Below are 24,320 nucleotides of genomic sequence, written 5' to 3'. Positions count from 1 at the left end.
CGACGTGGGGCGCGATCAGGCCGGTCGGTTCCGCGCGACCGTGAACAGGCTGCAGGTGGCGCAAAAGCCCGGGCGCGGCGCTCCACCCTATTCTCGGTGGGTCAACCGGAGGTTGGGTCGATACATTGCGGCCGCCGGATTCATGCGGAATGTGACACCGAACCAAATGACGGCAACGAGCGCATTCTTCACCCTGATCGGCGTCGTCTTGATCGCCACAATCCGTCCTGTGTGGTGGCTCGGTCCGCTCGTATGCCTTTTTCTGGTGCTCGGTTACGCCTGCGATGCGGCCGACGGTCAGTTGGCGCGCCTCTACGGCGGCGGGAGCCCTGCCGGGGAGTGGTTGGACCATGTCGTCGACGCGACCAAGATCTGTCTGCTGCATTCGGTCGTTCTCTTCTCGCTCTACCAGCACTCGGGAATCCGTTCGGGGTTCCTCCTGGTGCCGCTTGGCTACCAGGCGGTCGCGTCTGTCTTCTTCTTCACCTTCATCCTCATGGAAAAGTTGAGACAGGGGCTCGGGCGCGAGGGTCATCGGAGCGGCTCCGGTTCGTCGGGGAGCGGACTGCTGCAGACTCTGGTGGCGGCACCGACAGACTACGGCGTCCTCTGTTTGACGTTCCTGACCATTGGCTGGACCCAGGTGTTCCTTCCGGTCTACACCGCCATGTTCTGTCTCAACCTGCTCGTCCTCGCCGGGGCCCTGCTCCGTTGGTGGCGTGAGCTGAGGGCATCGGGGGTTCGCGGATGACGGGAGCCGACCCGACGGGCACGCCGCCGGAACCGCGGACCCTGGTGATCGCCAACCCGTCATCCGATGTTTACGGCTCGGACCTGCAGATGCTCGAGAGCGTCACTGCGATGGTCGAACGCGGATGGAAAGTCATCGTGACGACGCCCGATGACGGCCCGTTGGTGCCACTGTTGACCGAACGGGGGGCCGAGGTCCAACGCGTGGACTATCCGGTGGTCCGGCGAGAGAACACATCACTTCGCGGTTTTCTCAGGTTGGCCGTGGACACGGTCACAGCGCTACCTCGTGTTTGTCGTGCGATCCGGGCGGTCGATCCGACGGTCATCTATGTCAACACCGTCACGATTCCGCTCTGGGTCCTCGCCGGCCGGCTGATGCGCCGGCCCGTGGTATGCCATGTGCACGAGGCCGAGGCGCAGGACCGGCGACTCGTCCGCTTCGCTCTGAACGCCCCACTCGTCATGGCGTCGAGGCTGATCGTCATCAGCCAGGCGTCCATGAAGGCACTCACCGACGTCATACCGATGCTCGGGCGCCGTGCGGTCATCATCTACAACGGGGTGCCGGGTCCGGACGTCCCGCCCAGCCCGCCGACGACGAACGGTCCCCGTCGTCTCGCCATCATTGGCCGGCTGTCCCCGCGCAAGGGCACCGACGTTGCGCTCGAGACCTTGGCCCGGCTCCGAGCTGCCGGCAGGGACGTGGTGCTCGAGGTCTGCGGAACTGCGTTCGCCGGGTACGAATGGTACGTCGAGGAATTGAAGGCCCGATCGGATAAGCCCGACATCCGGGGGGCCGTCCATTTCTCCGGTTATGTACGGCCGGTCTGGTCGGTCCTTGACCGCTGCGAGGTGGTCTTGGCGCCCTCGCTCCGCGAACCGTTCGGCAATGTCGTGGTCGAAGCCCAACTGGCCGGACGACCGGTCGTCGCGGCTGCCGCGATGGGGCATCTGGAGACGGTCGAGGATGGTGTCACCGGACTCCTCGTCGAGCCCGGCAATCCCGAGTCGATGGCTGCAGCCGTGGGTCGCCTGCTTGACGAGCCGGACCTCGCGTCCGATCTGGCTCGCCGCGCCCGAGAGCAATCAGTGGAACACTTCGCGCCCGGTCACTACGGCCAGCGGATAGCCGAACTGCTGAGCGACCCGAGTGGGGAGGGCAGGCGTCGCGGCCAGGCGTCACGGCGCCGTCGATCGGGCTGATCGGCCCCGTGCGAACTCTTCGACCAGCATCCCCGTGCTGTGGATGTTCGCCCGGGACGACGCCCCGAAGACAATCGACTCGATGTTCGGCTGGTCGAAGATCCAGTCCAGCGCTTCTCGGGGGGGAATGGCGCCCGAGGCGAAGACGGACATCGCGACCGCACGGAACGGCCGTCCGGCGAGTGCCCGCTGGTAGCTCTCGATCCCTCCGGACATCCGAAAGCCAATCTTGTTGATGTTGGAGCACACGATCGGGTTTTCCAGTCCCAGTTCGTCCAGCGTGTCCAGCAACCGTGGCAGGTTCATGGTGATGAAGCCGGGCTCGGCGCCGTACTTGGCCCGGACGTGATCGGCGAAGATCTTGAATGCCTCGTTGAACCGGAGCCCGAGCAGAAGGTCGACGACCACGTTCTGCAGCCAAACGACGGGTGTGCTCAGACCTCGGAACATCGCCATCTCGGCATCGACCAGCAGAGTTGTGATGCCTTCGATGTCCTTCTTGGCCAGCGATCGACCACCACGCAGGGCCGCGTTGACGAAGCCCTCCTCAGGAAGAAATCGCCGCACCGCTCCCAACATCCCGTCCTCGGTCACGGCATCGGCGTACTTGTGGGCGTACGGCATGCAGGGGAAGAACTTGAAATCGGCGTAACGCTCGGGATTACGCCGGACGTGATCGCAGATCTCCGAGACACGCGAGTGGGTGGTGCACATGAAGGTGGTGACGCCCTCGTCGTAGGCGGCATCCAGGACGCTGATCACGGATTCCAGGTCCTGGAACTTGATCTGTTGCGCCCGGGCCTTCTCCTCGGACATGTGGTTGACGCCGAAAAACTGGTTGTCGCCGAAAAGTAGCGGGTCCACGGTTGAGCTCCCCAGGGATCAGACACCGGCCAGGTGGGATCTACTTGAATCGTTTTCTCAGCTGCTGCAACACACGCTCGCCCTTGGCTACGACGGACCGTCCGACGTGCGCCGCCTTCTCGGCGACCGCATCGGTGCGGCGTCGCCTTGGTCCGGGACCGTCCGCAGGCGCGGCCGGCGCGGCCGCGGTGTCCATGCGGGTACGCGGCCCGGCGCCCGCATCCCTGACCAGCAGTTCGAGCACGCGATCGGTGAGCGCGGCGCTGCGGAAGTTGTTGGTGCCGTCAATCGTCCGGGATTCAACAGCGTCGACGAAATAGTCGAGCTGCGCGCTGTATTCCTCGCCGCGCAGGTAGAACCAGACGGGGTCGGTCAGCTCGGTGGTGTATTTCACGTTCCAACCCGGACGGTAACCATCAATGGGCGGAGTGCCGTCCCGCAGATAGACCTGGCATTCCTGGCGGTCAGCATGGATACGGCCCAGCTCACCCCAAAGGGTCACCTTCGTGGTCATCTTCCGGTAGGACTCGTCGGACCAGTTCACGGAAACCTGGCCGGATGCGCCGTCGGGGAAGTACAGAGTGCTGAAAACCTCATCGTCGGTCTCCTGCGAGAACACTTTGCCCAGAACGGTTCCGCCGACCCCGGTCGGCTCGCCGAGATACCAGGTAACCAGATCAATGGGGTGAGCTGCGTAGTCGTAGAGGCAACCGCCTCCCTCTGACTTCTGGCTGCGCCAGGTCGATCCCTTCGAGCGAAGGACCACTGGACCGTAGGCCTCAGCAAGCACATGGGTCACTCGGCCGATGGCCTCGGCCTCCAAGAGCGCCTTCACTTCGCGGAACGCGCCGACGAAGCGGTTGTGATATCCGACCTGGGTGACCAAGCCCCGATCCTTGGCCAGGTCCGCCAGCACGACCGAGTCGGTCGGATCGAGACAGAGCGGCTTCTCGCAGAACACGTTGATGTTCCGCTCGAGCGCCTGACGCACCATGTCGGCGTGCAACCGGGTCGGGGTCGCGATGATCACCGCGTCCAGATCCACCTCGTCCAGCATTCGACGGTAGTCGGTGAAGGTCCGCAGACCGGTGTATTTGCCGAGCACATCGAGCACGTAACCGGTTGAATCGACGATGGCATCGACACTGACCCGAGGGTGAGCGCGGATCATCGAGACGTGCGAAAGCCCCATCTTTCCCAGGCCCACGATTCCGACTCTGATCAAGGTGCGTTCTCCTCTGCAGGCCCGTTGCTCACCATGTCCGGTGTTGTTGTCCCCGCCGGTTGGAATCGTCCGAGGAGTTCCATGTACTGCCCGGCGACTCGCTCCCAGGTGAACTCCGACCGGTGCCGGGCCCGACTCGCCTCTCCCAGCCGCCATCGCACGGTTGGGTTCGTCAGCAGGTCCCCGATCCGGTCGGCCGCGTCGGCCGCGGACCGGAAGTAGAGTGCGCCACCGTCGGCGACCCACCGGTTGTATTCGTTGTCGTGCGCGACGATCGCATTTCCGGCGGCCATCGCCTCAACCAATGAGGGATTGGTGCCGCCCACCGTGTGCCCGTGCAGATAACCCGCGGAATGGAAGCGGAGCGAGGCGACCTGTTCCGGGTCATACACGGAACCGAGGAAGCGAACCTCGGGGCCCGCGGCATCCACAACTGCTCGGTGGTAAGGATCGGTTTCGGGTGTGTAAGTGCCGAGGATAGCCAGTTCGTAACCACGGCGCTCGGCCGAGAACCCCTGTACCAACTCGAGGATGGAATTTTCGGGGATGGGTCGGCAGATCAGCGTCAGGTACTTCCCGGGCGCGAGGCCAAGGGCAAGGACCGGCTCGTCCGGCGCCTGGGTGATGGGATGCGCCCCGTAGGTGATCGTCGACAGCTTCCGTCTATTTACGCGTTTGGCAAGATACGTCTCGATCGTCGGGTGGTCGGCAATCAGGTGGTCGCCAACCACGCCGGCGATCTTTTCGTTGGTCCACAAGATCGCCTGGCGAAGTTTGCCCCACCGTGCTCTGGACCACTCGATCCCGTCCATATTGATGACGTTCGGGATCCGCAGTACCCGCTGCACGATATTGAAGACGGCGGTGTTGTAGCCGAAGGTAAGGCAGACGTCGCGATGCCGGATCGCGTGCCGGATCGACCTGGCATCGAATTCCGAGGTAGCCAGCCATCCCTCTCGATCGATGGGGATGAGGACGCGTTCGATGCCGTTCCAGGTGTCGGTGCGAAGAGGTCCGCGGCCGCGCTCCTGGCAGTAGACGACGACTCGCCAGCCATGGTCGCGCAGGAAGATCGCGACGTTCTCCGCCGCCGTCTCGAACCCGCCGTAGTTGGCGGGGACACCGTGCGTGCCCAAGATCCGTACGGTCGGCCGGGTGGCCGTAGGCCGACGTGTTTGCATTGGCCATTACCTCCGGCGACCAGACGTCCGCTGCGGTGGCCGGTCCGAACCATGATCGGCGGATCGAGGCTCGAACCCAACGAGGGTCGGCCCGGCCTCACGGCGGTCCGGAGCTGGACGGGAGCACTCGGGACCCGCTTCACCATGGACTGCAGACATCGTTCCCCCCGGCTTGACGACCCGTCCACGGTTCGAGGCCGGTCACGTCTCGAAGATAGCCAATGGCCAATAGCATCCGCAATCGGGGCGTTGGCCAGGCCCGAGCGGACGTACGGCCCCACAAGACCCGCTCCCGAGCGTGAGTAAACCGTCACTCTCGGCCCTAGGCTATACGACGAATGGGTGAATATTGGCATCGGAGCACCGCGCGGTCGACACCCACGGTGACCTTGGGTTAGATTAGGCCGTCTGGCTGACGTGGAACGGGTGCCGGAGGGGCATGGGGCGGGTTCGTCCAGTCGGCCGGGCGGCGTCTGCGCGGTGGCGGGCCAGCCAGAGTCCAGGTGCTCGGCGCATGGCAGCGCACGCTGCCGGGCGTCGGCTGTCGTGGTTGTTTCGGGATGACCGGGGGGAAGAGTGCGGATGAATGTGGGAAACGGGACGCGGTGTCGAAATCGCGGCGCGACTGCAGGGGGGGTGGCCCTCCTGACTGCCGTCCTCCTCTTCGCCTCAGCATGCACGTCGTCGTCGGAAACGTCCAGAGAGTCCTCGTCGGTGGTCGGAGGCCCAGCTGACAGCAGCAGCGCCGCGCAAAATGTAGCGCCGGCCGGCACGGACAATGCGGACGCCGATGCCAGCTACGCAGGCGGCACTCCCGAGCCGTCCCCGACCGTCTCCCTCCCACCCGCCGTGACCACGCCGGTGCCCGCCCCCGGCGGCGGGAACGTCGACCAGACCGTGGCGGCGGTCGAAGTCACTTCCCAGGCTCCGGTCGCAATCGACCAAGCCGGCGACTTCGGAGGGGGTATCGGTGTGAAGGTCGACAAAGTCGACAAGATCACCACGACTGCCGAATTGCCTGGTGAGATCGCCGGCCCTGGGATTGCGATGTCGGTGACAATCACCAATTCGTCCGACGCCCCCATCGATCTGGGGGCGGTCATCGTCGACGTCACCGACAGTGCCGGAATGCCGGCGATTCCCATGACTGCCGCGCCGGCTTCGCCGATGAGCGGCTCCCTCGAACCGGGACAGGGGTCCTCGGGCGTGTACGTCGTCACTCTTCCCCAGGGATTCACCCAGCCGACCACCATCGCAGTCTCTTACTCGGCCGGTTCGCCGGTCGTCGTGTTCACCGGTAGCACCGCATGACTTCCACCTCTTTCCCCTTCCTGACAGGGCCGTCCCGGAGGACCAGCGTGATGAAGGCAAGCCCCATGAGGTCGCGATTGGCAGCCCTCGTGGCCATCGCGGCGACGGTTGCGACGAGCGTGACCATCTCGACGGTCGTGGCGCCGCAGGCAGCAGCAGATCCTGGCCCCATCGAACCGACCACGGTCACCGCCGATGCGCTGCCAACCGCGCAAATCGACGGGGTTGCCTGGGTGCAGCGAGTCTCGGGCAGCACCGTCTACGTGGGCGGTCAGTTCGCAAACGCGCGACCTGCCGGGGCCGCACCCGGAACGCAGCTCGCGCCCCGCAACAACCTGATGTCTTACAACATCAACACCGGTGTCATGACCAACTGGGCCCCCAACCTCAACGGCCAGGTCAAGGCTATGGCGTTGTCACCCGATGGCAGTCGGTTGTACGTCGGCGGCAGCTTCACCACCGTCAACGGCGTGACCCGGTCCCGCTTGGCGGCCTTCAACACCGCCACCGGCGCGCTGATCACCACCTTCGCCTCGCCCTCGATCAATTCGACGGTCAATTCCATCTATGCGACCAACACCAATGTCTACATTGGCGGTGTCTTCGGAACGGTCGGCGGCCAGACCAGGAACCGTCTCGCCGCATTCAGTGCGAGCAACGGCGCGCTGCTGGGATGGGCGCCGACTGCCGATGCGACCGTTAATGCCATCGTGCCCACCACCGATGGGGGTCTGGTAGTCGGTGGCGCTTTCCAGAACATCAACGGCGCGTCCAGCTACGGGCTGGGCAAGGTGTCCCTCGTCGACGGCACCAAGCTGCCCTGGGACCCGTCCGCCGCCGGTCATACGGTCGCAAACGCGGGGTCGACGTCCTCGATCCTGTCGCTATCGACCGATGGGAATGCGATCTACGGCACCGGATATCACTTCGGTGCGGGCGGCAATCTCGAGGGCACCTTCTCCGCCGACCCGGTCACCGGAACCCTGAACTGGATGACCAACTGCCACGGCGACACCTACGACGCCGCGGCGGTGGCCGGCGCGGTCTACACCGTCAGCCATGCTCACTACTGCACGCCCGTGGGCGGGTTCCCGCAGTCCGATCCCTGGGCCATCAACATGAGGCGCGCGCTGGCCTTCACCACCAACGCGACCGGCACGAACAGCCACGACGAGTGGGGCTACTACGACTGGTACGGCGCCCCCAGCCCGTCGGTGATCAACTGGTTCCCCGTCCTCGCGGCCGGGACGTACACCGGTAAGACCCAGGCCGCTTGGTCGGTGAGCGGCAACAGCAACTATGTCGTCCTCGGCGGCGAGTTCCCGACGGTCAACGGCGACGCGCAGCAGGGTCTCGTGCGGTTCGCGGTCCGGTCGATCGCGCCCAATAAGGAAGGTCCCGAGTACTCCGGCTCGAACTTCACCCCCAGCGTGATTGCGTTGCCCGGCGGCGCGCGCGTGTCCTGGCAGGCCAACTCGGACAAGGATGACAACGAACTGACCTACCGGGTGACCCGGGACAATGTCCTGGTCTACGAGACCAAGGCCAAGTCAACGTTCTGGAACCGGCCGACCATGGGCTTCATCGACAAGAACCTCACGCCCGGCGCGACCTACCGGTACCGGTTGAGCGCTCTGGACAGCTCGGGCAACACCGTCCAGGGCAACCTGGTCACCTACACGGCGTCGTCCGCATCGACCTCCCCTTACAGCGAACGGGTCCTCGCCGACGGCGCGGCGCCCTACTGGCCGATGAACGAGTCGTCGGGCAGCGTGCTCTTCGACAATGGAGGCTTCACGGACGCGGATGCGGGTACCGGCATTTCCCGCGGTATCGCCGGAGCCATCAGTGGCGACAGCGCGACCGGCTTCGACGGTTCCACCTCGGCCGCAACCCGGACTGCACAGACCGGACCCAACACGTTCACCGCGCAGGCCTGGATCAACACCACCACGACGTCCGGCGGGAAGATCATCGGGTTCGGCTCGAACCAGACCGGTAATTCCGGAAGCTACGACCGGCACGTCTACATGGACAACGCGGGTCGGATCTTCTTCGGGGTGTACCCGAACGGTGTGCGGACGCTGAACTCGAACCCGGGTTACAACGACGGCCAGTGGCACCAGATCACCGCGACCCTCGGGCCGGATGGGATGAAGCTGTACATCGACGGCAAGCTCGTCGGCCAGCGCGCGGACACCACCTGGGGTCAGGGCTTCACCGGTTACTGGCGAGTCGGCGGCGACAACATCGGCGGCTGGCCCAACCAGCCAGCGAGCAACTACTTCAACGGTGCGATTGACGAGGTCGCGATCTACCCGACCGTCCTCTCCCGGTCGACGATCGACGCCCAGTGGGTGGCCAGCGGTCGCAGTTCGACCATTCCGGCCGCGCCCGCGGATGCCTACGGTGCGGCCGTCTTCAACGACAATCCGCTCCTGTACTGGCGGCTCGGCGAGTCCGCGGGAACTACGGCGGCCGATGCTGGCCCCAACGGTGACCAGACCGGCCTTTACCAGAACGGGGTGACCTTGGGTCAGGTCGGTGGCATCAAGGGCACGGCCAATACTGCTGCCGCGTTCGACGGCAACGACGATTTCGTGGCCAGCAGCAACAGCTTCAGCAACCCGATGAACTACACCATCGAGGCCTGGTTCAAGACGACCAGCACCAACGGTGGCAAGATCATCGGATTTGGCTGCAGCCAGAGCGGCACCTCGGGTTGTTACGACCGGCACATCTACCTGTCCAACGACGGACGAGCCACCTTCGGCGTCTGGACCGGCTTCACCAACACGATCTCCACACCCCAAGCGGTCAACGACGGCCAGTGGCACCACATCGTGGGAACACAGTCGTCGACCGACGGCATGAAGCTGTACCTCGACGGTGCGCTCGTTGGCACCAACGGGCAGATCAGCGCGCAGGACTACAGCGGGTACTGGCGAGTGGGCGGCGACAACCATTGGGGATGTTGCTCGCCGTTCCTGTCTGCGACCATCGACGATGCCGCGGTCTACGGTTCGGTGCTTTCACCCCAGCAGGTCGCCAATCACTTTGCGTTGGGCAGCACCGTCGAACCGCCGAACCAGGCGCCCGTGGCCTCGTTCACGTCGCAGGCCACCAACCTGAGCGTGACCTTCGACGGCACCGGTTCCAGCGATTCCGACGGAACCGTGGCGACCTACGCGTGGGACTTCGGTGACGGAGCCGCTGGCGTCGGACCCAACCCGTCGCACTCCTATGCAACGGCCGGGACCTACAACGTCGGACTCGTAGTGACCGATGACGACGGCGCTCAGAGTGCGCTGCTCACCAAGTCGGTGACGGTGACCGCACCGCCGGTCAACCAGCCCCCGGTTGCCTCGTTCGTGGCTACCCCCGTGCAGCTGACCGTCAACTTGGATGCCAGCGCCTCCAGTGATTCCGACGGCAGCGTGGTTAGCTGGACCTGGAATTTCGGTGACGGCACCACCGGATCGGGCCAGACCACACAGCACGTGTACACGACGGCGGGGACCAAGTCCATCAGCCTGACGGTCAAGGACGACGACGGTGCGGAGCACACCAGCACCCAGAATGTTCAGGTCACCGCACCGCCGCCGAACGTGGCTCCGACCGCGTCGTTCGACGTGAGCACCGATGGTTTGACTGCCAATGTGGCCTCGACCTCGACCGATTCCGACGGGACCATCGTGTCCTACCTCTGGGACTTCGGCGGCGGATCGACCAGTACGGATTCGACAGCGGTGCACACCTATGCCGTGTCGGGGACTTACCCGGTCTCTTTGACCGTGACCGACGATGACGGTGCCTCTACCACGACCAGCAAACAGGTGACGGTCACCGCGCCCCCGCCGGTGAACGCGGCGCCGGTTGCCAACTTCACCGCGACGGTCAACGGCCTTCAGGTCGCCTTTGACGGCACGGGGTCCACTGACAGCGACGGGACGATCAGCGCCTACTCGTGGTCGTTCGGCGACACCACCAACGATCCGGTCACCACGGCAACGGCGAGTCACACCTACGCGGTTGGTGGCACCTACACCGTCGAGCTGACAGTGACCGACGACGACGGTGCCACCGCCACGACGAGCAAGCAGGTGACGGTCACAGCCCCGGTCCCGCAGGCATTGGTCAATGACACCTTCACGCGCACGTTGGCCAGCGGATGGGGAACCGCCGACACCGGCGGTACCTGGACCATCACTGGCGGTTCTAGCAACTTCTCAGCGAGCGGGGGAACGGGCAAGATCCGGATGTCGGCGCCTGGGGCCGGCCCCACGGCGACGCTGCCGGCGGTCTCGGTTGCCGACGTCGACCTGACGGTGGATGTTGCGTTGGACAAGGCGCCGTCCGGTGGCGGAACGTACTTCAGTACCGCGGTCCGCAAGGTCGGTAGCTCGGAGTACCGCGTCACGTCGAAGTTCCTGAGCGGTGGATCCGTTCAGCTGCAGCTTGTGAAGATTGTGAACGGCACTTCAACCGCGCTGCAGACAGCAACCGTTGCCGGCCTCACGTATGCGGCCAACGACGTGGTCACCGTTCGATTCCAAGCGGTCGGTACCGGTCCGGTCAACCTGAACGCGAAGGTTTGGAAGGCCGGGACGACGGAGCCCGCCGCGTGGCAGGTCAGCGCGGTCGACCAAGCCAACCCCCTCAGCACGACCGGCGGTGTGGCGCTCTACCCGTACCTGACGGGGAGCACGACGACGGGTGCCGTTGTCGCGACGATCGACAATTTGAAGGTCGTGGCAGTCGCTCCGTGATCGACCGCGCTGCGGGCCCGGACCCACGGGCAATCGGCGCCTCGATCGGACTCTGGAATCGAGCCGCAACCCAATGGGTTGCGGCTCGATCCCATTGCGGCGGGACGGCGCGGGCCCGAATCTGGCATTCTTTCACCGAACCCTGCGGGGGCGCCGTGCCCCGTGATCAAGGACTGATGATGACTTCGAGGACCGGAACCGAATCGACCGTGACGGCACAGGACGCGGCAGACACCCTGGACGCGCGGTCACGCCCCGTCGTGGTCGCCATGTTGACGTACCGCCGTCCGGACGATCTGATGACGGCAGTCCCCGCATTGGTGCCACATCTACAGTGCGTCACCCCAACGGCGACACTCATCGTCATCGACAACGACCCCCAGGCTTCAGCGCGTGCCGCAGTCGCGACGTTTGGGCCCCATGTCCGCTATGTGCACGAGCCGCGTCCGGGGATTGCTGCCGCTCGGAACCGGGCGTTGGACCAGTCTCCGCCTGACGCGCTGCTGATCTTCATCGACGACGACGAGCGGCCTCATCCCGGATGGTTGACCTCGTTGGTTGATACCCACAACAAGTTCGGGGCGGCCGCGGTCGCCGGGCCTGTGGTCTCGGAATACGAGCACGAGCCCGAGGAATGGATTGCTGCCGGGCGCTTCTTCGACCGTCGGCGGCCGGCGACCGGCACGGTCATTGACGTGGCAGCGACCAACAACCTGCTGCTCGACTTGCAGCAGGTGAACCGGATCGGGCTCAGATTCGACGAGAAGTTCGGCGAAAGCGGCGGTTCAGACACGCTGTTCACCCGGAGACTGCATCGGGCCGGGGGATTGATGGTGTGGTGCGCCGAGGCCACGGTCACAGATGTCGTGCCTGCTCCGAGACTGACCCGCGACTGGGTTCTCAGACGTGCCTTCCGATCGGGAAATTCGTGGGGCCGGGTGAATATCGAGTTGAGCGAGTCGTGGCCGGCCCAGGTGCGGGCGCGCGTCGAGGCGCTGGGCGGCGGACTGATCCGACTGGCCGGGGGGGCTGTCCGATTTGTGGTGGGGATCGTTACCGGCTCGCTGGCGAACCGTGCGAGAGGACAGCGGACCATGGCTCGCGGGGGCGGAATGGTCGCAGCGGCGGTGGGGATTACCTACTTTGAGTACAGGCGGAGGGCCTGAAGACGCCAACGACGGGCGGGGGGCGCGAGCCCCCCGCCCGTCGCGAGCCGTGCCTCAGGTGCTCGTGACCCTCATGTTGTCGATGTCGACATAGCCGTCCCGGGAGCCGGCCCAATCCAGGGTCGAACCGCCGCGGAAGATGCTGAAGATCAGATGCGTGATGTGAACCTCGCTCTTGGTCCGGAACACGTACGCAGAGTTGTTGATAACCTGCTGGCCGTCGAGCCAGACGGTCAGCTGACCGTCACTGCGGCCGATCGTGTTCATCTTGTAGCACTGCTTGAGCGTGTGCCACTTCCCGGCGACAAAGGCCTTGCCCCAGCGCTCATTGTCGCCGTAGGTCCCCGCCTGACCGGGGTGGTACATGTAAGTCACCCCCATGTTGGTCGGACCAGCCCAGCTGTAGGCCTTCGGTCCCAGCCACATGGCGCGGCCCGACCAGCCTTGATCGGTGGCGTTTCCGCCGGTCGGGGTGGAGGGAGCAACACCGGGAGCGACCCCCTCGAGTCCCGGAAGCTTGCCGCCCAAGGACCAGTCGAAGTTGCCGTCGAACTTGATGTCGTAGGAGATGCAGGCGTTGTCGACAGGCTGCGGGAGCTGCAGGAAGAGATTGTCACCGCCGTCGGCGATGGGCTTGCTGTGGATCGTGCCGGCCTTGAGGGTGGTTCGCAGGACCTTGCCAGAGCCACGGCTGTCCGCGACGACCGTCATGTCGTCATACGGGCCATCCTTGGTGTAACCACCGCCGAGGGCCGAGACGAAGTTGGAGGGAACGACCTTGCCGGCGGGCCATGCATCGAAGTTGGCCGAGCGGTAGACGGTTCCACCGGTTGCGGAGACGGTAGTCGTGCTCCCGCCGGTGGACGATCCAGAGGTGGTACCGCTCAGTGAGTAGGACTTGAAATCGTCGTGAAAGTAGGTGGCGGCCGAACCCGTCTCCGACACGTAATCCCAGATGCCAACACCACCGGCCGACTGGATCCGCGAGCTGCTGCCGTCGGAGGTGGTGAACTGCCAGTTCGGGGTCGTCGACCCGACGAGGAAGGCGCGGACACTCAGCTGCACTGGACTGGTGCCACTCACCTGAAACTGCAGGGCAAAGTTCTGGCCAGCAGTCGCCGTGATCGGAAGCGTCACCGAGCCGAGACCGGTTTCGGCCGTGCCGGTCGTCTTGGACACGCCGACCACGACCTTGCCGCCGGTGTAGAACTGCACTCGACCGCGATAGGTCGAGCCGTCGCCCTGCCGGCGGGCTTCGAGGGTGTGATGCAGGTTCAGGGGGTTGGCGGACGGCACCGAGACCGTGTCCTGGAGGAGAACATCCTGGACGCTGACGGCCAGTGACGCCGCCGCGGACTTGCCCGCCTGAAGCGCGTTCACACGGCCGCGATTGCTTTGGATGGCGAACGCATCCGTCTGACCGCGGAGAGCGAATGCGCCACCCTTGTCGGCGCTACCCCAGCCAGGCTGGTCGGAGGCGGTCCAGGAGGCGTTGGTGACCTCGGTCTGAGTCTCCGCGGAGGCGTTTGTCGTTCCAACGGCGACCAGTGCCAGTCCAAGGGTTGCGCACAGCGCGGTTTGCCCGAGGCGGGTGATCGCGGAACGACGCTTCCTGGTTCTTGTTGAACGGTTTTTTGGCATGGTGATGTGTCCTCTGTGGTTAAGAAAAGGGGGACGCGCGATCTCGCGCTCCATTGGGCGAAATGTGACCGTGGCGTCCTGTCCGGCTGCAATTGCGAACGTCGACCGTGATCGTTTCGTTACTCAGCGGAACTGTAGCGGGCCCCAATGGGGTGAGCCAACCGATCGGACGGGGATCACACTGTGCCAGCCACGCTATTGTGCTGATTTAGCTTCGTAGCGTGAACTGATTTCGCGGGACCTGTTTCGAGTTCCTCCCGCTGGACGAGTCGGCAGCGCACTCGTCTGGCACAGAGCGTCTAAGTTGCTACTGCGACAGTGCGCGAGTTGGGCCACACGGGTGATTGTGGGTCAGTTGCTATTGATCGAAACGTGAACTCTGACTCACACGGAGGTGTGCAATCCGGGGCCCAGCACCACTGAGAGGGTGAAGGACTACCGAGGATCAGAGCGGACTGGCTCGCGCTTGAGTCGTCGTTGGACCGGATTGAGCATCCGGATGACGATGACGCCTCATTGGAGCCTCCTCGATCATGGGTGGTGTTGGTAGCAGGGCTTCTGGTAACGAAACGTAGTCTCGCACTCACGCTCTGCACATGATTCGGCGGTGCTGATCTGGCTGGTGCATTCGTGCACCACCGTTTGGAGTAGACCCACTTCGCGCTAGGTCACTTGATGTGGGTCCACTGATGCAGACGAACCACGACGAGCGCCTCGGCTGTTGCCCTTGTTCTGCCCCGGGGATGGGATGCAGGAGTCATTACTCTGCGGAGGCAGTAGACAGCATTCACCGCATCGAGTCGTGCCGTTATGATCATGGCGCGGGCGATTCGTCCGGAATTGACTCTCTGGTTCCGGCCCGAACCCGAACGGAAGAGGTGTTCGGCTCAGGGCTTTCGATTCACCCTAGGATCTGGCCGGTCGTTGCAGGTCAATGCCGTCTCTCGGTCTCACGAGTTCATCGCTGGCCCGGACCTGAATGTCTGAGCAAACTGGATCGACGCTCGGGCTCCGGATAGCATCCTGATCGCGGAGGCAGATTGCTACGGACCGGCCCAGCGGACCATCACCGCCTACCGCATCCACCGTGTGCACGATCCATCGAGGGGCGAGTCTTGGGCGGTAGCAGTGTGGGCGACCGGGGGACCGACTTGCCATTCGCCTCCGTCATCGTTCCGGTCAAGGATGGATTCGACCTACTGGTCGGCTGTGTTCGGGCGCTGCTGGACCAGGACTACCCGGCCGACCGGTTTGAAGTCATCGTTGCCGACAACGGGTCGGCAGCTTCTCCAGCGACCGTCCTGCCGAAGGATCCCCGGCTCGCGATCGTGCATGAGTCCAAACCGGGCTCCTACGCCGCCCGAAATGCTGCCTTGGCCGTTGCGCGTGGCGAGATCGTGGCGTTCACGGACGCGGATTGCGTCCCCGATCGAGGCTGGTTGCGTGTGTCCGCACAGTACTTGAGCACCCATCCGACGGTCGCAATGATCGGAGGGCGCGTAGCACTCACGTATCAGGGGGGTGTCCCGCGAAACGGGCCGGAGTGGTACGAATTCGTCGAGGGCTTTCGACAGCAGAAGTACCTCGCGAGCGGGTTCGCGGTCACCGCCAACATGGTCACGAGACGCAGCCAGTTCGATCGGGTGGGGCTCTTCGACGACTCCCTTCTTTCCGGGGGTGATGCGGAGTGGGGCCGGCGGGTGCGTAGCGCCGGAGGACGCCAGGCGTACGTCGATACCGCCGTGATCGAGCATCCGGCTCGTGACACCTGGAACGAAGTGAAGATCAAGACGCGCCGGACAACGCTCGGGATCGTTCGCCGTACGACTCGACGACGCCTCGTGCGCCTCCTGGCCGGGCAGATGTTGCGATCGCTGACGCTGCCGATCTCCGTCGCCCGTCGCCGTGATCTTCCCTCTTGGACCGCCAAGCGGCTGTATCTGATGACCAAGTGGCGAGTGGACGGCGTAGTGGCCGCCGGACTGATGGCCGGATTACAGCAGACCCGGAAGAAGTAGCCGAGCCGCTCTACGCTGCGTGTCTCCGCGGTCGCTCTTTGTCCGAGATGACTCCTAACGGGGGAATTCGGCGAGCGAGTCGATGACCTGGTGTTACCCTCGTGCCACCTGTCACGTCCCATTCGTGACCGGTGCTCGTTCGAACTCGCGACATCGCGTCGTGATCGAAGACACCTTCGCTCCCGGATGCGGTTGCCGTCCAGGCGGAGATTCGATCGCGTCGGGGGTGATGTCCGGGGTGCCGACGGGGAAGGTCGCGGGCGCCGGAGTTCGACGCCGGCCCTCTCCGGCCTTGAGTCGTTGCCGCACGATGGACCGTCGACCTGCGGGGTCGTCACAAGGGGAGACGTCTGCTATGAGGGCATCCGCAAGGAACTGGTCACGCTCGTGGACAACGACGCTGATGGTCGCCTCGATGCTGGCCGTGGGGGTGGTCCTCTCTCCTGTCGCCGAGGCGGCTCCTGGCCCGGTCGCCAACCCGCCCGACACCGACATGGTCTCGGCAGATGCTCTGCCCACCGCCCAGATCAACGGCGTCGTCTGGCAGCAGGCGATCGTCGGAAATACAGTGTTCGCCGGAGGGAGCTTCAGCGCTGCCCGGCCAGCGGGAGCGGCTCCGGGCACCCAACTGGTCACCCGCACCAACCTGATGGCCTACGACATCAGGACTGGGGTGATGACCAGCTTTGCGCCGAACGTGAATGGCCAAGTACTCGCGGTCACGGCGTCGCCCGACGGTTCGAGGATCTACATCGGCGGCGATTTCACCCAGGTCGACGGCGTGAGCCGGGCCGGGATTGCCGGCTTCGATACTTCGACCGGCCAGCTCGACACCTCGTTCAATCCCAACGCCAACTCGACGGTGAGAGCGCTGGTCGCGACCGACACCACCGTCTATGCCGGAGGCAGCTTCACTGCCTCTCGGGGGACCGCCCGGAACCGCCTCGCGGCGTTCACCCGGTCGACGGGGGCCTTGACCGGGTGGGCGCCGAGCGCCAACGCGGTCGTCTATGCAATGGTCATGGCCCCTGGTGTCGGCAAGTTGGTGGTCGGCGGGGCGTTCAGCACGATGAACGGCGTGACCGCCCGGGGCATGACCGCCGTCGACCCGACCACCGGATCGGTGCTGCCTTGGCAGGCCAACCAGTTGATCCAGAACTCGGGAAGCAATTCGGCCATCCTGTCGCTGACTGCGGATGACGATTCGGTCTACGGAACGGGGTACCGGTTCGGGTCGGGCGGCAACCTTGAGGGGACTTTCCGCGCGAACCCGTCCACCGGCGCCGTTCAGTGGATCGAGGACTGCCACGGCGACACCTATGACGTGGCGGTCGCCTCAGGATTCGTCTACACCGTAAGCCACGCCCATTACTGCGGCAACATCGGCGGATTCCAGCAAACGGAGCCGTGGCAAATCAACATGCGGCACGCGTTAGCTTTCACCAAGGCCGCCACCGGAACCATCGACCGGGAGCGACTGGGCTACTTCAACTGGGAGGGCAACCCCAGCCCGTCGTTGTTCAATTGGTTCCCGGACATGACCAACGGCAGCTACACGGGCAAGACGCAGGCGGCGTGGGACGTCACCGCCAATGCGGACTACGTCGTCATGGGCGGAGAATTCCCAACCGTCAATGGCGTCAATCAGCAGGGACTCGTTCGGTTTGCCAAGCGCACCACGGCACCCCGCAAGCAGGGCCCCCGGATCGCCGCAACGGCGTTCACTCCACGTCTGACGAGCGTCAACTCCAGTTCGGTCCGCGTGGCATGGCAGACGAACTGGGATCGCGACGATCTCTCGCTGAGCTATGCGGTGTTCAGGGACAACAGCGCCACCCCGCTGTATACGACTGCAGCCAACTCCACCTTCTGGAATCGACCGAGTTTGTCCTTCGTCGACACCTCGGTGCCACCCGGTTCCCACACCTACCGGATTCAGGCGCTTGATCGGGACCAGAACTCCGTGCTGGGCAACGCGGTGTCGATCACGGCGGGTGCTCCGGGCGTGAGTCCGTACGCCGCTCGGGTGCTGCAGGACGGCGCCGGGCAGTACTGGCGCATGGCCGACGCGACCGGCAGTTTCACGGCGCTGGACTCCGCCGGGTTTGCCGACGCCCGCATTGCCGCGGTCGCAGGCGGAGCCGGCGGGGCCATCCTTGGCGACTCGAATCCAGCGACGACATTCGCGGGCACCCAGTCCTCGCGGATGGGGACGAACGACTCGACGCCCGTCTACGGTCCTAACAATTTCTCCATCGAGGCCTGGTTCCGCACGTCAACCACCTCCGGCGGCAAGATCATCGGGTTCGGCAGTCAATCCGGCTTTTCGGCCAATTCGGTGGTGCCGATCGACTCGCAGAGCTATGATCGGCACCTGTACATGGACAATGCTGGCCGCATCAACTTCGGAGTCAACAACGGTTCGGCGCGGACGATCACGTCGGGCTCTGCGTACAACAACAATCAATGGCATCACGCCGTGGGTACCCTCGGTCCAACAGGCATGAATCTGTACGTCGATGGTGTGCGCGTGGCTAACCGCTCTGACGTCATTGTCGGCCAGTATTTCCCGGGCTTCTGGCGGGTCGGTGGCGACAACCTGAATGGCTGGGCCAACCGACCGACCAGCAACTACTTCGCCGGCTCGATCGATGAGGTTGCGGTATATCCGTCGGCCCTCACTGGCGCACAAGTACTGCAGCATTATCAGTTGGCGACGGCAGGCCCTGCCAACCAGGCGCCAACAGCCGCTTTCACCACTACCTCGGTCCAGGATCTGACCGCGACGTTCGACGCAACCGGCTCCGTGGACTCGGACGGCTCGATCTCCTCCTATTCGTGGAATTGGGGTGACTCCACAGCGACCGGCAGCGGTGCGACTCCGTCGCACACCTACGCCGCAGCCGGCACATACACCGTCACCTTGACCGTCACCGACGACGTGGGTGCGACGGGCACGGTGAGCCGGTCGGTCTCCGTCTCGGATCCAGCACCCAACGTCAATCCGACGGCCGCATTCACCAGGTCGGTCGACTTCCTCGACGTGGATGTCGACGGGACGACATCGGCGGACCCTGACGGTTCGATCTCGGCCTACAGTTGGAATTGGGGCGACGGAACACCCAACGGTTCCGGCCCCACCGCCTCCCATCGCTATTCGACGTCCGGCGATTACACGATCACGCTGACGGTGACCGACAACCGGGGCGGAACGGCCTCCACCAGCGCCTCGGTGACCACTGTTGAGCCGCCGAACCAGAATCCGGTTGCTGCCTTTACATCCAGTGGGACGGGAAGAAGCCTGTCGGTCAACGGGTCCTCGTCGACCGACTCCGACGGGTCGATCGCCGATTATTCCTGGACTTGGGGCGACGGTTCGCCGGACAGCGCCGGTGTGACGGCGACGCACGTCTACGCGAGCGCCGGTTCCTACCTCGTGACGCTCCGGGTGACCGACAACGACGGCGGGACGGCGACCTTGACCCGAACAGTAGTGGTCACAGATTTCGTCGTAGCGGATACCTTCACTCGCACCGTGGCGAACGCGTGGGGTGCTGCAGACACGGGCGGGACGTGGACATTGTCCGGCGGAGACACCCGGTTCTCGGTCGACGGTGCCAGAGGCCAGATCGTGATGGCGAACGCCGGATCGGGACCGACGGCCGCCCTGAACTCGTTGAGTGCGCAAGACGTCGACGCCGTGATGGATTACAGCGTGGACAAGGTGCCGGCGGCGGGGAACGGAGTGTATGCGACGGTCTCGGTTCGGCGGATCGGCACCTCGTCGTACCAATACTCCTTGAAGTACATGCCGAACGGGGCCGTCACCATCTCGGTCGCACGCCAAGTCAACGGCGCTTCGACGCAGCTGGGTAGTGCGACCCTCCCCGGTTTGTCCTTCGCGGCGGGTGACGTCTTCCGGCTCCGACTCCAGGCGATCGGCGACGGCACGACGACTCTCGCGGTCAAAGCGTGGAAGGTGGGCAGCCCGGAGCCCGATAGCTTCCAGCTCACTCGAACCGACACGACCGCGGCGCTGCAGGATCCGGGGTCGCTCTCCATCCAGTCGTACCTATCCAGCGGGGCGACCAATGCTCCGATCACAGCGTCGATCGACAACCTGTCGGTGTCCGTTCCATGACCGACCGAACGCTCAGTAACGGAACGTCATATTGAGACGCCGCCGAGTGGGTGAGGCTCTGCTCCTTCGGCGAGTGTTTCAGGACCAGTTGCGGCCGTATTGCCCAGTTGCATCACTCTGTGTTATCTTGATCCCTGATCATGGGTGTCGGGGGCGTCGAGTGATCTTGGACGTCGTCGCGCGTCCTTAGGCCACCCCTCAACCTGGAGTCACGCATGGCTCGTCCTTCCCGTCCGAGGCGGCGCTTCGTTGCGGCGTTGTCCACCGCCGTTCTCACCGCCGGCATTCTGGTCCTTCCGGCAGCACCGGCGTCCGCAGCGCCCGCGCCCGTCACTCAGCGACCGACCGACGCCGCCACGGCGACCGCATTGCCAACGGTTCAGGTCGATGGCGTCGTCTGGTCCCAGGCGATCGTGGGAAACACGGTTTACGTCGGCGGTTCCTTCACCACCGCGACCTCTGCGGCTACCGATCCTGAGCAGCTGTCGACGCCGCGTTCAAACCTGTTGGCTTACGCCCTCGACACGGGCAAGTTGATCACGTCGTTCGATGTGCCGCTCAATGGTCAGGCGGTGTATCTCACCACCAATCCGGACAAGTCCCGCCTGTACGTTGGGGGAGATTTCACGACGGCCGCCGGCACCACTCACCGCCGATTGGTGGCCATCGATACCGCGACCGGCAAGGTCGACCAGGCATTTAAGCCGAGCCTCGATGCCAGGGTCAGTGCGATCTACGCAACCAGCACAACGGTCTACGCGGCTGGGAGCCTGAGCATTGCGAACGGCGTCGCGCGGCAGCGCTTCGCCTCCTTCAACGCGGCGGATGGCACGTTGACCGCCTGGGCACCGACCGCCACCGGCGCGATCCGCGCGATGACCGCCTCGCCAGATGGCACCAAGCTCATCGTGGGTGGGCAATTCCAGCAGGTCAACGGCGTGAACGTGTATGGTTTGGCCGCCCTCAGCCTGGTCGATGGCAGTCTGGTTCCGTGGACCGCCAGTGGCCAGGTCCGCGCGTACGGTAACTCATCCGGCATCACGACACTGCGTACGTTCGGCAATGTCGTCTATGGAACCGGATACACATTCGGCCCGCTGCCGGTCTCCAACACCCGCGAGTTCGAGGGAACCTTTGCCGCTGATGGCAATTCGGGCAACCTGGTCTGGCTTGAGGACTGCCATGGCGACAGCTACGACGCATACACGAACGCGGGCGTGGTCTACGCAGTCAGCCATGCGCACGAGTGCAGCACGGTTGGCGGGTTCGGTGAGCAGGCGGCCGGTGACGAGCGTCGTGCGTTGGCGTTCACCGAGGCCGCGACAGGAACCCTGAATGCCAACACCGTCTCCGGATACAAGAACTGGGCGGGCACGCCGAGCCCGACGATGCTGGCCTGGTTCCCGGACCTGAACGTTGGCACCTACACCGGTCAGAGCCAGGCCGCTTGGACGGTCACTGGCAGCGGCCCCTATGTGGTGATGGGCGGCGAGTTCCCGACGGTCAACGGCCAGCCACAGCGCGGCCTGGTGCGCTTCGCCAGCCTGCCGACCGCTCCGGCCAGTGTGCCTCCGGTCGCCCGGGGCAGCAATTTGACCCCGAGCGGGACGTCGCTGGCTCCGGGGTCGGTGCGCCTCCGCTGGAGGAGTTCCTGGGACCGCGACGACCTCGAACTCAGATACAAGATCGTGCGCAACGGCGATAAGGCCAACCCGGTGGCGGACATCACGGGGGCGTCGACCTTCTGGAACCGGCCGATCCTGACTGCATCGCTCACCGGACAGCCGTCCGGAAACAATACCTACCGGGTCTACGCCTATGACCCGGATGGCAACGAGGTCCAAGGGGATCTGGCCTCGGTCACCGTTGCCGGCGCTGGTGTTCCGGCCACCTACGCGCAGAAGGTGATCTCCGACGGCGCGAGCCTGCTGTACCGGCTGGGTGAGCCCGCTGGTGGCGTCGCCTTCGACTCGATCGGCACGAATGATGGAACGCCCGGGGCGGACGTCTCCTACGGGGTCACCGGTGCACTGGTCGGCGACGCCAGCACTGCGTACCGATTCCCGGGAACGTCGACCGGAATCGTGTCCGGCCCGCAGACGAGCGCCTCGGCCTCGACGCCGTTCACCCTTGAAGCCTGGACCAGGACGACGAGCACCAATGGTGGCATCATCCTAGATTTCGGCAACCGGGCCACGGGTAACTCGACGTCCCTCGACCGAGCGTTGTACTTCGACAACACCGGTCGCATCCAGTTCACTGTCCTCAGCAGCGGCACGCTGCGTACCATCTCGTCGGTCAACACTTATCGGGACGGCAACTGGCACCACGTCGCCGCAACGCTCAGCCCGGCGGGAATGAAGTTGTACGTGGACGGTGCCCAGGTTGCCAGCCGCCCGGCCACCACAACCGCGACGACCATGAACGGGTTCTGGCGAATTGGGGGAGACCGGGCGACCAGTCTCAGTCCGCGACCAACGAGCGGCTTCCTCAACGGCGACATCGACGAGGTCGCCGTCTACCCGACTGCTTTGAGCGATGCCGCCATCCTCAATCACTTCCAGGTCGGAACCGGCACCGTGCCGAACGTGCTTCCCACCGCGTCCTTCACCACGGTTGTCTCCGGCGCGGATCTTTCGGTGGACGGTTCGGCGTCCTCCGACTCCGACGGCTCGGTCACCGGTTACTCCTGGAACTGGGGTGACGGTACTCCCGACGGCACTGGTCCGACCGCGATCCACGCCTACGTGAGCGATGGGACCTTCACGGTCACATTAACTGTCACCGACGATCGAGGAGGCGTCGGAACCACCACGCGTCAGGTGACCGTCGCGCCGAATGGGGCTCCGACTGCGGCCTTCACCTCCTCCGTCGTCAACCAGACCGTGACGGTGGACGGCTCGGGTTCGACCGATGCCGATGGAGCCATCAGCTCCTACTCGTGGGATTGGGGTGACGCCACCCCGGCCGGCACCGGGCCCACCGCGACCCACACCTACGCCGGCGCCGGAGTGCACACCGTGACGCTCACCGTGACCGACAACCGTGGCGGCACGGCTGTGGTCAGTCATGATGTGACGACCACGGAGGCTCCCAATCAGGCACCGGTCGCCGCATTCACCTCATCTGCAAGCCTTCGGAATCTGACCGTGAATGCATCGACGTCCACGGACGTCGACGGCACCATCTCGTCCTATTCCTGGGACTGGGGTGACGGCTCGCCAGCCGGAAGCGGCGCCACCGCGACCCACACCTACAGCACCGATGGCTCGTACACCGTCAATCTGACAGTCGTCGATGATGACGGGGCGTCGGGCTCGCTCAGCAGGGTCGTGGTGATCGACTCGACGGCAGCGTCCGACTTGTTCGGCCGGACCGTGGCAAGCGGTTGGGCGAACGCCGATATCGGCGGCGCCTGGACTCTGACCGGTGGCGCCTCGAAGTTCAATACGAATGGTCAGACGGGACAGATCCTGCTGAGCACCGCCGGTTCGGGGCCCGTGGCAAGTCTCAACGCGATGGCGCCGGTGCGTGACTTCACCGGGTCGATCGATTTCGCAGTCGACAAGGCGGCGACCGGCGGAGGTGTCTACACGACAGTGTCGACGCGGCGCGTGGGAACGTCGAGTTACCAGTTTACGCTCAAGTACCTGGCAGGCGGTGGCGTGAATGTCGCCATCGTGCGGGTGGACAACGGAGCGGCGACCTCCCTGGGCAACGTCACGGTCGGCGGTCTCACCTATACCGTCGGAGACTCCATCCGATTCAAGTTCTCGGCGGTCGGTTCCGGTACGACGACGCTCACGGCCAAGGCGTGGAAGGTCGGCGCTCCGGAGCCGACAGCGGCCCAGATCACACGCACCGACTCCGCTGCCTCCCTGCAGGGAGCAGGAACGCTCAGCGTTCAGGCCTATCTGTCCGGCTCGTCCACCAATGCGCCAGTCGTCTCCTCCTTTGACAATCTTGCGCTGATTGCCGGCTGACCGGTCCGTGGTCCCCGCGGGGTGAAGGGCGGGGGGAGGGCCCCGGCCCGGGCCGGGGGGTGAAA

Annotated in this window: 13 protein-coding genes; 8 read left to right on the top strand and 5 right to left on the bottom strand. The window is 64.8% G+C overall.

Translation table 11 applies throughout. The annotated features are described in order from the left end of the window. Positions 1–166 precede the first annotated feature (166 nt). Both ACOJUF_RS04915 and ACOJUF_RS04910 read left to right on the top strand, forming a co-directional pair. Positions 167–751 (top strand): CDP-alcohol phosphatidyltransferase family protein, encoded by a 585-nt coding sequence (locus ACOJUF_RS04915; RefSeq protein ID WP_420120747.1) that lies wholly within the window; start codon positions 167–169, stop codon positions 749–751. Beyond that, positions 748–1,956, top strand: coding sequence for a glycosyltransferase family 4 protein (locus tag ACOJUF_RS04910; protein WP_420120746.1), 1,209 nt, complete (start codon positions 748–750; stop codon positions 1,954–1,956). Before ACOJUF_RS04915 ends, ACOJUF_RS04910 begins: the two co-directional genes overlap by 4 nt. Here the strand turns inward: ACOJUF_RS04910 and ACOJUF_RS04905 are convergent. The 3 genes from ACOJUF_RS04905 to ACOJUF_RS04895 form a co-directional block, all read right to left on the bottom strand. Then, positions 1,933–2,772, bottom strand: coding sequence for a hypothetical protein (locus ACOJUF_RS04905; protein WP_420120758.1), 840 nt, complete (start codon positions 2,770–2,772; stop codon positions 1,933–1,935). The two genes, ACOJUF_RS04910 and ACOJUF_RS04905, sit on opposite strands and share 24 nt — an antisense overlap. Positions 2,773–2,860: 88 nt before the next feature. Beyond that, positions 2,861–4,045 (bottom strand): Gfo/Idh/MocA family protein, encoded by a 1,185-nt coding sequence (locus ACOJUF_RS04900; RefSeq protein ID WP_420120745.1) that lies wholly within the window; start codon positions 4,043–4,045, stop codon positions 2,861–2,863. Further along, the gene (locus tag ACOJUF_RS04895) at positions 4,042–5,181 is read right to left on the bottom strand and encodes a DUF1972 domain-containing protein (protein ID WP_420120744.1); all 1,140 of its coding nucleotides are present in this window, start codon (positions 5,179–5,181) and stop codon (positions 4,042–4,044) included. The genes ACOJUF_RS04900 and ACOJUF_RS04895 overlap by 4 nt, the downstream gene beginning before the upstream one ends. A gap of 894 nt (positions 5,182–6,075) precedes the next feature. Here ACOJUF_RS04895 and ACOJUF_RS04890 point away from each other — a divergent pair. After that, positions 6,076–6,537 (top strand): hypothetical protein, encoded by a 462-nt coding sequence (locus ACOJUF_RS04890; RefSeq protein WP_420120743.1) that lies wholly within the window; start codon positions 6,076–6,078, stop codon positions 6,535–6,537. On the opposite strand, the gene ACOJUF_RS04885 is transcribed toward ACOJUF_RS04890, so the two are convergent. Further along, a complete protein-coding gene (locus ACOJUF_RS04885; protein WP_420120742.1) occupies positions 6,518–6,664 on the bottom strand; it encodes a hypothetical protein in 147 nt (48 codons plus the stop codon). The genes ACOJUF_RS04890 and ACOJUF_RS04885 overlap by 20 nt on opposite strands. On the opposite strand from ACOJUF_RS04885, the gene ACOJUF_RS04880 reads away from it, so the two are divergent. Together ACOJUF_RS04880 and ACOJUF_RS04875 are read left to right on the top strand one after the other, a co-directional pair. Further along, on the top strand, positions 6,657–11,306 hold the full coding sequence (locus ACOJUF_RS04880; RefSeq protein WP_420120741.1) for a PKD domain-containing protein: 4,650 nt from the start codon (positions 6,657–6,659) through the stop codon (positions 11,304–11,306). The two genes, ACOJUF_RS04885 and ACOJUF_RS04880, sit on opposite strands and share 8 nt — an antisense overlap. Before the next feature lie 179 nt (positions 11,307–11,485). Next, on the top strand, positions 11,486–12,472 hold the full coding sequence (locus ACOJUF_RS04875) for a glycosyltransferase family 2 protein (protein ID WP_420120740.1): 987 nt from the start codon (positions 11,486–11,488) through the stop codon (positions 12,470–12,472). Between the two features lie 54 nt (positions 12,473–12,526). Here ACOJUF_RS04875 and ACOJUF_RS04870 read toward each other — a convergent pair whose 3' ends face one another. Then, positions 12,527–14,167, bottom strand: a complete 1,641-nt coding sequence (locus ACOJUF_RS04870) for a polysaccharide lyase (protein ID WP_420120739.1) — start codon at positions 14,165–14,167, stop codon at positions 12,527–12,529. A gap of 1,097 nt (positions 14,168–15,264) precedes the next feature. Between ACOJUF_RS04870 and ACOJUF_RS04865 the strand changes: the two genes are divergently transcribed. From ACOJUF_RS04865 to ACOJUF_RS04855, 3 genes are all read left to right on the top strand, one after another. Beyond that, positions 15,265–16,131 carry a glycosyltransferase gene (locus ACOJUF_RS04865; protein WP_420120738.1) on the top strand — a complete coding sequence of 289 codons (867 nt, stop codon included), beginning with the start codon at positions 15,265–15,267 and terminating at the stop codon, positions 16,129–16,131. A 403-nt stretch (positions 16,132–16,534) separates the two neighbouring features. Next, the gene (locus ACOJUF_RS04860) at positions 16,535–20,272 is read left to right on the top strand and encodes a PKD domain-containing protein (RefSeq protein WP_420120737.1); all 3,738 of its coding nucleotides are present in this window, start codon (positions 16,535–16,537) and stop codon (positions 20,270–20,272) included. A 257-nt stretch (positions 20,273–20,529) separates the two neighbouring features. Beyond that, positions 20,530–24,255: a PKD domain-containing protein gene (locus tag ACOJUF_RS04855; RefSeq protein WP_420120736.1), complete on the top strand. Its 3,726-nt coding sequence runs from the start codon at positions 20,530–20,532 to the stop codon at positions 24,253–24,255. Positions 24,256–24,320: the final 65 nt, after the last annotated feature.

Origin of the sequence: Nakamurella sp., from assembly GCF_048594475.1 — a bacterium.
Taxonomy (GTDB): Bacteria; Actinomycetota; Actinomycetes; order Mycobacteriales; family Nakamurellaceae; genus Nakamurella.
This window is presented reverse-complemented; position numbering and strand designations above follow the sequence as displayed.

Bases quoted from the DNA above. Each gene is read 5' to 3' on its own strand.
- ACOJUF_RS04915 (WP_420120747.1), top strand. From the start codon at position 167: ATGACGGCAACGAGCGCATTCTTCACCCTGATCGGCGTCGTCTTGATC.
- ACOJUF_RS04910 (WP_420120746.1), top strand. From the start codon at position 748: ATGACGGGAGCCGACCCGACGGGCACGCCGCCGGAACCGCGGACCCTG.
- ACOJUF_RS04905 (WP_420120758.1), bottom strand. From the start codon at position 2,772: ATGTCCGAGGAGAAGGCCCGGGCGCAACAGATCAAGTTCCAGGACCTG.
- ACOJUF_RS04885 (WP_420120742.1), bottom strand. From the start codon at position 6,664: ATGGTCACGCTCGTCGCAACCGTCGCCGCGATGGCCACGAGGGCTGCC.
- ACOJUF_RS04875 (WP_420120740.1), top strand. From the start codon at position 11,486: ATGACTTCGAGGACCGGAACCGAATCGACCGTGACGGCACAGGACGCG.
- ACOJUF_RS04870 (WP_420120739.1), bottom strand. From the start codon at position 14,167: ATGGAGCGCGAGATCGCGCGTCCCCCTTTTCTTAACCACAGAGGACAC.
- ACOJUF_RS04860 (WP_420120737.1), top strand. From the start codon at position 16,535: ATGGTCGCCTCGATGCTGGCCGTGGGGGTGGTCCTCTCTCCTGTCGCC.